The sequence below is a fragment of the Pseudomonas sp. A014 genome (assembly GCF_052378495.1).
Taxonomy (GTDB): Bacteria; Pseudomonadota; Gammaproteobacteria; order Pseudomonadales; family Pseudomonadaceae; genus Aquipseudomonas; species Aquipseudomonas machongensis.
Map to the genome: position 1 here is coordinate 3,882,397 of NZ_CP199001.1, position 11,395 is coordinate 3,893,791.

The window sequence follows — 11,395 nt, forward strand, 5'->3', positions numbered from 1 at the left end:
GCACTGCTTAATCTCCGTCTCACACCCAGCGACATCGAGACAGCAACCATGAAAGCGATCATCGACGGATTTCTGAAGTTTCAAAAAAACGCCTTTCCGGAGCGGGTCAAACTGTTCAAGGACCTTGCCAATCAGCAGGCGCCAAAGGCTCTCTTCATCTCCTGCTCTGATAGCCGACTGGTGCCTGAACTGGTCACCCAACGCGAGCCAGGCGATCTGTTTGTCATCCGTAATGCCGGCAATATCGTGCCCTCGTATGGGCCAGAGCCGGGTGGGGTTTCGGCGTCGGTCGAATACGCGGTCGCCGGACTCAAGGTTGCAGACATTGTGATCTGCGGCCACTCCGACTGCGGCGCGATGACCGCCATCGCCACCTGCAAATGCCTGGATCACATGCCCGCCGTAGCCAGCTGGTTGCGGTATGCCGACTCAGCCAAGGTAGTCAATGAGGCCCGTCAGCATGCGGACGGGCCAAGCAAGGTTGCTTCCATGGTGCGCGAAAACGTGGTCGCGCAGTTGGCCAACATCCAGACCCACCCCTCCGTGCGCCTGGCGCTCGAAGAAGGCCGCGTGACCCTGCACGGTTGGATCTATGACATCGAGACCGGACGTATCGACGCTTTTGATGGCAGCACCGGCACCTTCGTCTCTCTCGCGGAAAACCCAGAAGTCCACGCCGTTTCCCAGCCAGCCAGGCACGTCGCCTGAAACCTGTACCTGCACCTTTTCTTACCCAGGAGACTCACCATGATCCAGACCCAAGCCACCCGCACCGCTCGCCAGGAACTGACCGAAGTCATCATTCAGGCCAAGGCTCGCAAGGACCTGTCCTTTGCGCAAATCGTTGACGGTACGGGCCTGTCCGAGGCCTTCGTCACCGCGGCCTTGCTCGGCCAACATCCGCTGCCTGAAAGCGCCGCGAAGGTCGTAGGCGAAAAGCTCGACCTCGACGCTGATCAAGTCGCACTGCTGCAATCGATGCCGATCCGCGGCAGCTTCTTCGACGGGGTGCCGAGCGACCCTACCATCTACCGCTTCTACGAAATGATGTCGGTGTATGGAACCACCCTCAAAGCGCTGGTCCACGAGAAGTTCGGCGACGGCATCATCAGTGCCATCAACTTCAAGCTGGACATCAAGAAGGTCGAAGACCCGGACGGTGGTCACCGAGCTGTGATCACGCTGGACGGCAAGTACCTGCCTACCAAGCCCTTCTGATGTAGCTCAGCCCGGCGCCATACCGCGCCGGGCCGTCCCCAACATTCATGACGACTGAGCGCCAATCGGATGCTCAGGCCCTCCTACGCCCTCAGTACAGGTGATCACCATGAAACTCTTACTCGCTCTGTTCCTAGGCTGCCTTGGTTCTGTTGCCATGGCCGATGACCAAGGTACTCGAGCTGCACCAATGACGGTTGAACCCTATCGCTACTCTCAGAACCTGGATATCGCGCACGTTGTGGCTGTTACGCCGGTGCCCAATGTCTGCGAAGTTGTGCCGATGCAGCTGACTTACGACGACTCCAATGGCGAGCGGCATATCATGGAGTACAGAATCGTGGGGAATGGCTGTGCCAACAACTGATGCGCCATCCTTACTGCAGCTCGACAGGCAGTTCCTGGACATCAGGGCAGATGGGATCGAGGCTTGGCATCCTGTATGGACGCAAGCCCACTGCGAAAATCGCTGTGGGCTTTTTGCTTCCGACAGAGGGTGATCTGCCGACTCGTCTGCGGGACGGGAATCTGGACGGCAGACGACCCTCCTGAAACTTCAGAGCCTGTACTCAATGGTGTAGGACTCATCCTCTCTCGGTTCTATCGTAATAGGAATGCCGAAGAGCTTTCCTCGACAATCACTGACGCTACACCGATACACATTTCCCTGCTGGAGCTGATTCCAGAGCCCTTCGTCATGTATCGCAATCTGCAACACACGGTTATTCGGATCCTCTCTGACCTGAGCAACGTGATGGTCCAGGTCGCACCCGAATTCAGCAGTAGTAAACTCGGGATCGTAGCCGATCAGCACACCGTGCCTTTTCAGATCTTCCCGAATACGCTCAACCACGTCGTCTGCTTCTTGTTTTAGCATGATCGTTATCTCGCGGTGTTGTACTCATCAAAACTCTAGCTGACCCTGATGGTTTCGTTGTTTATCGTGCAATCAACGATTCACCCTCACTCCTGAAATTCCCCACCGCCTTAGGGGGAGCTGCCGGTAGCGGGTGACTGCTTTCGCCCCATTACGGACACTGAAAAATCGCGTTTCGTAAGTGCGACGCCCACTCTGTAGGAGCGGGTTTACCCGCGAAGGAGGCGATGCGGTGCATGGCACGGGCGTTGCCCGTGATCGCGGGCAAGCCCGCTCCCACAGAGGCCCTGCAAGCCCTTTGAAACACGCTTGACCTCAAGTTGACTCGAGGTTGCAGACTGCCCGCTCTATCCTCTGGAGCAATCCCATGTCCGCAGATTCCCGTCCCGCATTCGCGCTGTCCAATCCACCCGGGCTGTATGACCCGAGCAGCAACGGGTACTCCCACGTCGCCGCGGTAGTACCTGGAGCCAGGCTGTTGTTCATTGCCGGGCAAGGTGGCGAGGATGTCGACGGGCGACTGCCCGCCGAGTTTGCCGCGCAGGCCAGGCAGGCACTGGCCAATTTGGACACGGCTCTGCGGTCGCAGGGCGCGAGCTTGCAACAGGTGTTCAAGCTGACCTTGTTGATCGTCGATCATGATGAGCATCGCTTGCGTGAATGGGTCAGCGAAGCAAATCGGGTCTGGGAAAGCGGGCATCCGGTCTGCACCCTGATCCCCGTACCGCGGCTGGCGCTGGATGGCATGCTGGTGGAGATTGATGCGGTGGCCGCTTGCTGCTGATGCAACCCGCTGCGCCTCGATGCGGCGCCTGGCACGGGCGTAGCTCGTGCCAGACAGCGCGGTGTCTTTTTCGCGGGCAAGCCCGCTCCCACAGGTACGGCGATGAGGGCGGTGCAGGTCTAAAGCTCAAGCCGCGCCGCCACCCTCCCCGCCCAGCATGCCAACGAACCACCCCGCCCCCGGCAAGCCCCGGCTGACCAGCAGCGTCGGCACTACCTGCGGCCCGCCCTCGGTCCAGAACAAGGCATGCCCGGCCAACGACCGCTGCCCCGCCAGCCCGTCCAGTTGCAGCAACCACTGTTCGACCGCCTGCGCCATTCCGTCCTGCTCCGGCAACGCCAACCACATCGCGCCCATCGCCGGCTGCCCCCACGCAGGCGCGATGCTTGCGGGCTCTGGCCGTGACGGAGCGGGCAACTGGCTGAGGTCGCGGTCGAAGCGCTCCAGCACGAACCCCGTCTCCAGGGTCGACAATGCCAGGCGCTCCACTTCGGCGTACCACGCGCCGTCGCGCCGCAGGCGCTCCAGCACTGGAATGTCCGGCCCGCCATAGGCCAGGGTCAGGGGAAAATAACGCCCCACCCGGTCGACACTGGGCATCATCACGCCGGCCCAGGCGGGCTCGCCGCACACCCCGGCGGCCAGGGCGAAATGCCAGATCGGGCTGCAGCAGTAGGCCTGCTTCCACCCAGCTCCCAGGCGCTCGCGGCTGGCGCGCAGGCCGGCCTGCAACCAGTCATCCCAACCTCGCACGAACGCAGGCGACAGGCGCCGACTGAGAAAGTCGCCATGGGTCACCAGCTTGCCGTAGAAGCCGGTGCGCGAATCGCGCTGTTCCAAGGGCCTCACCTCACAACCGCGCCGGGCAACGGAACTGCTCCAACGCGTCGCGGCGGAACGGGTTGATCACGCTGCTGGCGCGTAGCGTGTAGTTCACCTTGTGCCCCCCCACGTTGAACGTGAGCAGGAAGCGCTCACCCGATTCGCCGCTGACCTGCCCCTGGTCAAGCAAACGCAACCAGGCCCAAGGGCCGTCGCTGCGCAGGTCGCTACCGGTGGGAGACTGCAATTGCACGCGGTCGCTGCCTTTGCCGCTGGGCAACACGATCGGCGTGAATCCGGTATCACCGCGAGGCACGAACGTCACCGGCTGGCCAGCGATATCCAGCGTCACCTGGCCCAATGCGGGATCGACGGTCAGGGGTTGCACGTCGAAGCGCAGCGAGGGCTGACGGGCACCGGCGACGAAGAACATATCGCGCAGGCGGGCGCCGCGCTGGAACTGGTCGAGCACCTCCTGGGGGATGCTCAGCGGTGCGCTGCCGTTGGCGCGCCAGCGCCATTGGCTACTGCTCATGTCGACGTAGGGCGCGAGGTTGCGGCTGAAGAAGTCATCCATGATGCCGCCGGGGCCGAAGAAGCGGCCGAAGTCGTCGGCGGTGACGTCGCGGCTGGCGCCGCGCACCAGCGGGTAGCGCCCGGCGATGGCATCGCGGCAGAACGGCGCGCCATTGGCCACCCACAGGGCGTTGAGGCGTTCGCGCTCGTTGCCGAGGGTCAGCGCGCCGCCGCCACTGTCGACTGCGCGCAGCACCTCGGACAAGGGGGCTGGCTGCTCGGTTGCGGCGCGCTTGATGCGCCCAAGCACCTCCCCGCTGGGCGCTGGCGTGCCACTGCGGCGGGCATTTTCGGCGCTGTCGAAGAACTGCGCGGCGTCCTTGAGCAGGGCCAGGCTTTCGTCCAGCGACGCCGGGGTGGCGCTGCCCGCCAGGGCATGCAGGGCGGCGAAGTGCTGGTCCACTGGGTTGCCGGTGGCAGCCGGCGCGGGGGCCGGGGCGCTGTCGGACAACGCACTTTCCAGGCGCTTGCGGGCACTGTCGAGGCGTTCGCGCAGGGCGCGGTCGACCGGGTTGCCGGCGCTGTCGCCGGGAGTGTCGGCCAGCACGCCTTCGAGGGTGGTCTCGCGTGAGGCGGCCTGGAGGAAGGCGCGCAGCGGCGAGTCGGCGGCGGCCAGAGCATTACTCACCTGCGCCGCCTGGCCGAGGCTGGCCAGGGGCACCAGTTGCACGTCGGCCAGGTAGGCATCCCACTGGCGGATATAGTCTGCGTAGTACAGCTCAAGCACCGCAGCGCCCAGGCGCGCACCATCGCCCGCGCCGAGGGCCGCTTCCTGGCGGTCGAGCACCCAGCTGTCGCGGGCCATGTCGGCCACGGCGCGCTCGCGCCTGGCCAGCAAGGCGCGGTAGCCAGCCACGCTGTACACCCCGCTGACACCGCGCGACAGCGGCAAGCCGCTGCGCCGCACCAGCAACGAGGAGGCATCGCGCCCGCCGGCAGCGTTGACGCTTTGCTCGGCCAGCCCGGCCTGGGCCACCTGGCGCTTGAGGCGATTGTAGATGCGCTGCGACAGCGGCATGCCCGCCAGAGTCAGGCGGGTCTTGGCGATCAGGTCGGCATCGAGCTGTACCGGCTCGGCGTCGGCGTCTTCGAGCAGCGCGGCGACATGCGCCCATAGTTGCTGGCGCTGCGCCTCGCTGGCCTGGGGCAGCTCGCGGCGCCAGTCGACATCGACCCAGGCCTGCACCGAGGCGGCATCGAAGAACTGGCGCTGGCCGAGCATCAGGTACACGCGCAGGGTTTCGTAGAGGAAGTCCTGGTTGCTGGCATCGCCCCGGCGCAAGGCGCTCTCCAGGTTGCCGACGATCGACGGCAGCAGGGTGCTGCGCAGCAGGCGGTGGTACAGCGCCACGGCCCCGGCACCGAGCTTGTCACCCTGGTACAAACCAAAACGCTCAAGCAGCGGCACACCCTCCCCGCGCTGGTCGTAACCTGCGGGCAAGGCGCGGGCAGCGTCGAGCAGCGGCAACGCCTGTAGCACGTTGCCCTCAGCCGGCAGCGCCTTGGCCAGTTGCGCCACCTCGGCGGTACGTTGCGCGGCGGTATCGACCAGCACGCGGTTGCGCTGGTAACTGAGCGCCATGCCCAGCGCCAGCAGCAGCGTCAGCACCGCGACCAGCACCATCCCCGCGCGCAACCATTGGCGGCGGCGCTGCTCCTGGCGCGGGTCGAGCCCGGCCAGGCCCGCTTCCTTGAAGATCACCTCGCGCAGCAGCCGGGTGATGAAGTAGCTGCGCCCACTGGCGTACCCGGCAGGCAGCACTTTGCGCCCCAGGCCGAAGGCGGCGGCCAGCGAGGCCAGCACCCGGTCGATCGGGCTGCCTTCCTGGGTGCCGCTGGTGAAGTACACCCCGCGCAGGCGGGTCGGGGCCTGGAAGCGGTTGGGTTCGAACACCGTGCGCAGGAAGCCCGCCAGCACGTCGCCCATGCCGGCGAACTGCTGCGGGAAGCTGTACAGCAAGGCACGTCGCGACAGGTCGCGCTCCTGTTGCATGCGCTCGAGCACGCGCACCTGCAACTGCCGCTCCAGCGCCTCGAACTCGGCCGGGAAGCCCGCCAGCGCCGCTCCCGGCTGCTCGCTCTGGGCCAGCGGGAAGGTCACGCCCCACACCTGGCTGCGCTCATCGCGCCCGAAGTGCTCGAAGTACTCGGCAAAACCGGCCAGCAGGTCGCACTTGGTCACCACCACGTACACCGGGAAGCGCACGCCCAGGCGTTCGTGCAGCTCGTCGAGGCGCGCGCGGATCGCCGTAGCCTGGCGCTGGCGCTCGGCCTCGCCTTGTTGCAGCAGGTCGCTGACGCTCAGGGTGACGATCACGCCGTTGACCGGGCTGCGTCGGCGGTGCTTTTTCAGCAGGTCGAGAAAACCGCGCCAGGCCGCCTTGTCGACCTCGGCGTCGCTGTCTTGAGTGGTGTAGCGCCCGGCGGTGTCCAGCAGCACGGCTTCGTCGGTGAACCACCAGTCGCAGTGGCGCGTGCCGCCGATGCCGCCGATGGCCGTGGCGCCGTGGGTGTCACTGAGCGGGAATTGCAGGCCGGAGTGGGTCAACGCAGTGGTCTTGCCGCTGCCTGGGGCGCCGACGAACAGGTACCACGGCAGCTGGTACAGGTACTGCCCGCCCGGTTTCCAGCCGGGGCTGGCCTTGCGCAGCACGGCCATCGCCTCGCGCATGCGCTCGGCCAGGTGCGCCACCTCGGCCTGCGAGGCGCGCGCCGAGGCGGGTTCCCCGGCCTGCTCATCAGTGACCCCGGCCATCAACAGGCGGTTGGCGCGCCAGGCGGCAAAAGCGCGCCAGCCGAAATAGGCCAACCACGCGGCCAGCAACGCCGCCACCAGCCAGCCGCGCGCCCAGGTCGAGGCCAGTGGCTCGCGCCCGTCGAATGACAGCAGCGGACCTTCGTACCAGATCAGCAGTGCCATCAACGCCACGCCCAGCAGCGACAGCAGCCAGGAACTGGCCAGCCAGCGCAGGCCGCGCATGAAGGTATCGAACAGATAGATCAGATAAGACATCGCCTGGTCCTCACTGCGGCTGCGCAGGAACAAATACGGTGATCTCTACGCGGCGATTGCGCGCGCGGTTGGCGGCCGAGTCGTTGGCCACCAGCGGCTCGGTCTCGCCACGGCCTTCGCTGCGGTAGCGCGTGGCCGGGCCGGCGCGTTCGGCCAGCAGGCGCGCGACGTTGCGCGCGCGGGTGTTGGACAGGTCGAAGTTCGACGACAACCGCGAACCCAGCGCAGGCCGCACGTTGTCGGTGTGACCGACCACCAGCACGTCGCCAGGCACGCCCTTGAGCGCCTCGCCTATGCGCGTCAACAGACCGTCGAAGGCGCTCGACACCTCGGCGCTGCCGGAGGCGAACACGCCGTCGCCGCGCAGGGTGATCACCGAGCGGTCGGCGGCCTCGCGCACGCTCACCAGGCCTTTAGCGATCTCCTCGGCGAGAAACCCGGACACCCGCACCGGCGCCGGCCCCGTGGGCTGGGCGACCTTCAACGGCGAGGCCAGGCGCAGCTCGCCCATCTGCGCGAACACCGGGTCCGAGGCGCGGTTGAGCAGCCAGTTGCCGGTCACCTGCAACAGCACCAGCAGCAGCGCCGCCAAGGCCGCCAGCACCCACAGCGGCACCAGGCGCAGCATCGACACCGGCGCAGTGGGCGCACCGCGCCAGCGTGGCGAAAGGTCCTGCTCGACCGCGCCGCGCTGCTGGCGAATCAACTGCAACAGGCGCTCGCGCAGGGCCGCCAGTTGGTCGAAGCCACGGTCCAGTACGCGGTAGCGCCCTTCCAGGCCCAGGGCCAGGCACAGGTACATCAGCTCCAGCACGTCGAGGTTGGCGCGCGCATCCAGGCTCAGGCGCTGCAGGATCAGGAAGAACTTCTCGCCGCCCCAGGCCTCGTTGTGGAAGGTCACCAGCAGGCTGCGGCCACTCCACACCCCGGCGCCCCAAGGCGTGCTGGAGATGGTTTCGTCGACCAGCGTGCACAGGGCATAGCGCGCCGCGGCGAGGGTCTGGGCTTCCACCCGGGCGTTGCGCGCCTGCGCCTCGAACTGCTGCACGGCCTGCACCAGCCGCTCGCGCAGGGTTTCCATGTCCGGTGCGCGGGTCAGCCCACGCAGCGGCACCACCAGGTCGAGCAAGGGGTTGGCGGCGCGCACCAGCGGGTTGAGGCCGGCGCCGCGCAGGGCCAGGTCGGCTTCGACCGGCGCAGGCGCGGCGCTGGAGGCCGGGCGGCGGCCGCCGGGGGTCGGCAGCAGCAGGGTGTGGTCCGGGTCTTGCCCGGGCTCAAGGGAGTCGTTCATGTTCACGGTGATGTACCTGCGCTGTCGATCAGGCGTTGCGGATGGCCCAGAACTGCATGTCCAGCCCGGGGAAGCTGCCGGCCACGTGCAGGGCGAAGCCTGCCGACTGGGTCAGCTGTTGCCAGTACTCGCTGTTGCGGTCGAGTTCGAAGTAGGTGAAGCCTGCGTGGAACGGCAACTGCCGCGGCGCCACCGGCAAGGGCCGCAGGCCGATGCCGGGCAGTTGCAGGTTGACCATGTCGCGGATCTTCTCCACCGAGCCCAGCTTGACCTGCGGCGGGAAGCCGCTGCGCACCGCTTCGGCCGGCATCTGCGCGTGCACGGCGAGGACGAAGGTGGCGCTGCCGAGCAGCGCGCGGTCGGGCAGCACCGCCACGCGGATACCGAACTGACGCTCCTCCAGCGGGATCTGCAGGGCGCGCGCGTCGATCACCGTGGCCAGGGCGCGGCGCAGGTCGAGCATCAGCGGGGCGAAGGTCTCGGCCAGGGCGTCGTGGCGGTACACCGGGTAGCGGCTGGCGCGCTTGTCGGCGTGGGTGAAGGTCGCCAGCTCGCCGGCCAACGCGGTCAGTTGGCGATATAACGCCTCGGGGTGCAGCCCGGCCATGCTGGCCAGGTGGCGCACCAGCGGCTCGCTGCGGTTGAGCAGTTGCAGCAGCAAAAAGTCGGCGATCTCTGCCGCGCCGCTGGCACCCGGCTGGGCCAGGCGCGTGGCCATGGCCTCGGCGCGCTGGTGCAGCAGGCCCAGCAGTTCGTCGACGAACGCCGCCAGGCGCGGTGCGGCCTGCAAAGTGAGGCTCGGCGGGCAGTAGGCGGGGTCGAGCAACACCTGCTGGTCGGCGCGGCGCTCCAGCACCCGCGCCACGCCCAACACCGCGTGGGCGTCAGCGACGTCGCTGGCCAGGGCCAGGCGCAGGCGCAGCTTGCCGACGTTCATCAGCGCGCTGTTGTCCAGGCCGTTGCTGTCCCAGGCCTCGTACTCGACGCTGCGATGGCGGGCGAAGTTCTCCGCGCTCACGCGGTCGTCCACTTCCGCCACGCCATGGCGGGCGGTGGGCAGCGCCAGCACCACGTCGAGGTCACGAGCGTCGACGGGGATCTCCAGCGGCAACGGCATCTCGTCGAATGGCAGGCCGATCGGCGTTCCATCGGGCAGCACCCCGCTGTATGCCTTGAGCGCCAGCTTGCCGAAGGCCAGGTGCTGCTCGTCGAGCTCCAGGCGCGAGAAGCCCCAGGCGTAGGGGCGCAGCGCCGCGACCCGGGCCTCCAGGTGGGCATTGAGGAAACGGTCGTGCTGCTGCAGGTGCTGGGGCTGCAGGAGCATGCCTTCCGACCAGACGACTTTGCTGTTCCAGGACATGAATGCGATCTCGGGTAAAGGGGTTCAGGGCGTGTCGCGCAGGCGGCTGACCTGCTGCTGGTAGGCCACGGAGAATTTCTCGCCGTACAGGCGTTGCAGGTCTTCGTCGCCATCGCGTGCAAGCTCGGCGTGCAGCTCTGCGAAACGCGCCCACAGGCGGGCCTTGCGCGTCGAGGGCAGCACGCGTTCCAGGGCGCCGGGAGCGGCCAGGCGACGTTCGATACGCACCGGGTCGAAGCGCTGCATCACCTCGCCCAGGGCCTCGCGCATGCCGGCGATCACCGCCATCTCGTGGGCGCGCAGGTCGTCGAAGGCGGCGTGCAGCGCCTGCACGCCGGGCAGATAGGCCGGGGCGTCGGTGCTGAGCATCTGGCTGAGGGCGCTGGTGGGGTCGGGGAAGAACTTCAACGGGTTGTTCGAATGCGCGCCGATCATGGTCATCTCGATATGGCTTTCGCGCTTGGTCAGCGCCCGCGCCATCAGCACGCCCATGGTGCCGCCGGTGGCGGCGCGGAGCATTTCCCCCACCAGCCGGGCCAGCTCTTCGGGGCTGCGCGAGGCGCGCAGGTGCGGCAGGCCGAGGCCTTCGAGCAGGGCCTGGAGCACAGGGTCTTCGCCGGCCGCCGTGGGTTCTGCGGCAACGGGGGCCGGTGTTGCGATTGGGGTGGGTGCAGGCGCCAGGCTGGCTGGGGCGGCAGGCGTCGCCAGCAGGTCGGCCAGGGCGTCGTAGCCATCGGGGATCAACGCCGCTTCCGGCGCCTGGGGGGCTGGGCTGACAGGCAAGGCCGGCAGGGCCTGCAACTCCGGCGACAGGTGATCGGCCGGGGTGCCAAGGAAGGCCGCCGTGGGGCGCTGGCCGCCGAACAGGTTCAGGCCCAGCGGGTCGTCCAGCATCGGGGCCGGCTCGAACACTGGCTCGCCTTGCAGGATGCTCGCCGCCGCCAGGGCGTCGGTGTCCACCCGTGGCTGGCTGAAGCCCGGCTCGCTGCGCGGTGCCACGGGGGCTTCCAGCGGCGGTGGTGGCGGCGGCTGGACCGGCGCCGGTGGCACGAACACCGCCAGGGTCTGGGTGGCGCCAACCCCCGTCTGGTCGGGGTCGGCCTGCTCCACCGCGAGCAGCGCCACACCGATCTGGTAGTCGCCGATCACCAACTGGTCGCCGGCCTGCAGCAGCGTCTCGCGGCCATGGCCGAGCAGGCGCTCGTTGATCACGCTGGGGTTGCTGCCGGTGTCGGTGAGGTAGTAGCCGCCCTCACGCCGCTCGACGCGGGCGTGGCTGCGGGAGATGTACTTGCCCGGATCGTCCAGCACCAGGTCGTTGCCGGGCGCGCGGCCCAAGGTGCCGGCGACGTCGATCAGGCACGCCAGCTCAGCTGCGGGCGGCTGCCCGCGATAACGTTCGACCCACAGTTTCACAGGCATGTCAGGTTCCTTTCGGCAGGAAGGTGGCGGGG

General features: G+C 67.5%; 10 protein-coding genes. 4 read left to right on the top strand and 6 right to left on the bottom strand.

Translation table 11 applies throughout. From position 1 onward, the window contains the following. Window positions 1–48: 48 nt before the first annotated feature. The 3 genes from ACTYOL_RS18115 (at window position 49) to ACTYOL_RS18125 (ending at window position 1,585) form a co-directional block, all read left to right on the top strand. On the top strand, window positions 49–708 hold the full coding sequence (locus tag ACTYOL_RS18115; protein WP_054895306.1) for a carbonic anhydrase: 660 nt from the start codon (window positions 49–51) through the stop codon (window positions 706–708). A gap of 39 nt (window positions 709–747) precedes the next feature. Beyond that, window positions 748–1,218 (top strand): cyanase, encoded by a 471-nt coding sequence (gene cynS / locus ACTYOL_RS18120; RefSeq protein ID WP_054895305.1) that lies wholly within the window; start codon window positions 748–750, stop codon window positions 1,216–1,218. Between the two features lie 109 nt (window positions 1,219–1,327). Beyond that, the gene (locus ACTYOL_RS18125) at window positions 1,328–1,585 is read left to right on the top strand and encodes a DUF2790 domain-containing protein (RefSeq protein ID WP_054895304.1); all 258 of its coding nucleotides are present in this window, start codon (window positions 1,328–1,330) and stop codon (window positions 1,583–1,585) included. Window positions 1,586–1,774: 189 nt separating this feature from the next. On the opposite strand, the gene ACTYOL_RS18130 is transcribed toward ACTYOL_RS18125, so the two are convergent. Next, window positions 1,775–2,095: a hypothetical protein gene (locus tag ACTYOL_RS18130; RefSeq protein ID WP_444756864.1), complete on the bottom strand. Its 321-nt coding sequence runs from the start codon at window positions 2,093–2,095 to the stop codon at window positions 1,775–1,777. Window positions 2,096–2,462: 367 nt separating this feature from the next. Between ACTYOL_RS18130 and ACTYOL_RS18135 the strand changes: the two genes are divergently transcribed. Beyond that, the gene (locus tag ACTYOL_RS18135; protein WP_444756865.1) at window positions 2,463–2,879 is read left to right on the top strand and encodes a RidA family protein; all 417 of its coding nucleotides are present in this window, start codon (window positions 2,463–2,465) and stop codon (window positions 2,877–2,879) included. A 126-nt stretch (window positions 2,880–3,005) separates the two neighbouring features. On the opposite strand, the gene tagF is transcribed toward ACTYOL_RS18135, so the two are convergent. The 5 genes from tagF to tagH are packed head-to-tail and all read right to left on the bottom strand — an operon-like array spanning window position 3,006 to window position 11,363. Then, window positions 3,006–3,719: a type VI secretion system-associated protein TagF gene (gene tagF / locus ACTYOL_RS18140; RefSeq protein WP_444756866.1), complete on the bottom strand. Its 714-nt coding sequence runs from the start codon at window positions 3,717–3,719 to the stop codon at window positions 3,006–3,008. Window positions 3,720–3,729: 10 nt separating this feature from the next. After that, on the bottom strand, window positions 3,730–7,290 hold the full coding sequence (gene tssM / locus ACTYOL_RS18145; RefSeq protein WP_444756867.1) for a type VI secretion system membrane subunit TssM: 3,561 nt from the start codon (window positions 7,288–7,290) through the stop codon (window positions 3,730–3,732). A 10-nt stretch (window positions 7,291–7,300) separates the two neighbouring features. Next, a complete protein-coding gene (gene icmH / locus ACTYOL_RS18150; protein WP_200604062.1) occupies window positions 7,301–8,581 on the bottom strand; it encodes a type IVB secretion system protein IcmH/DotU in 1,281 nt (426 codons plus the stop codon). A gap of 28 nt (window positions 8,582–8,609) precedes the next feature. Then, a complete protein-coding gene (gene tssK / locus ACTYOL_RS18155; RefSeq protein ID WP_444756868.1) occupies window positions 8,610–9,941 on the bottom strand; it encodes a type VI secretion system baseplate subunit TssK in 1,332 nt (443 codons plus the stop codon). A 24-nt stretch (window positions 9,942–9,965) separates the two neighbouring features. Further along, window positions 9,966–11,363, bottom strand: a complete 1,398-nt coding sequence (tagH, locus tag ACTYOL_RS18160; protein ID WP_444756869.1) for a type VI secretion system-associated FHA domain protein TagH — start codon at window positions 11,361–11,363, stop codon at window positions 9,966–9,968. Window positions 11,364–11,395 lie beyond the last annotated feature (32 nt).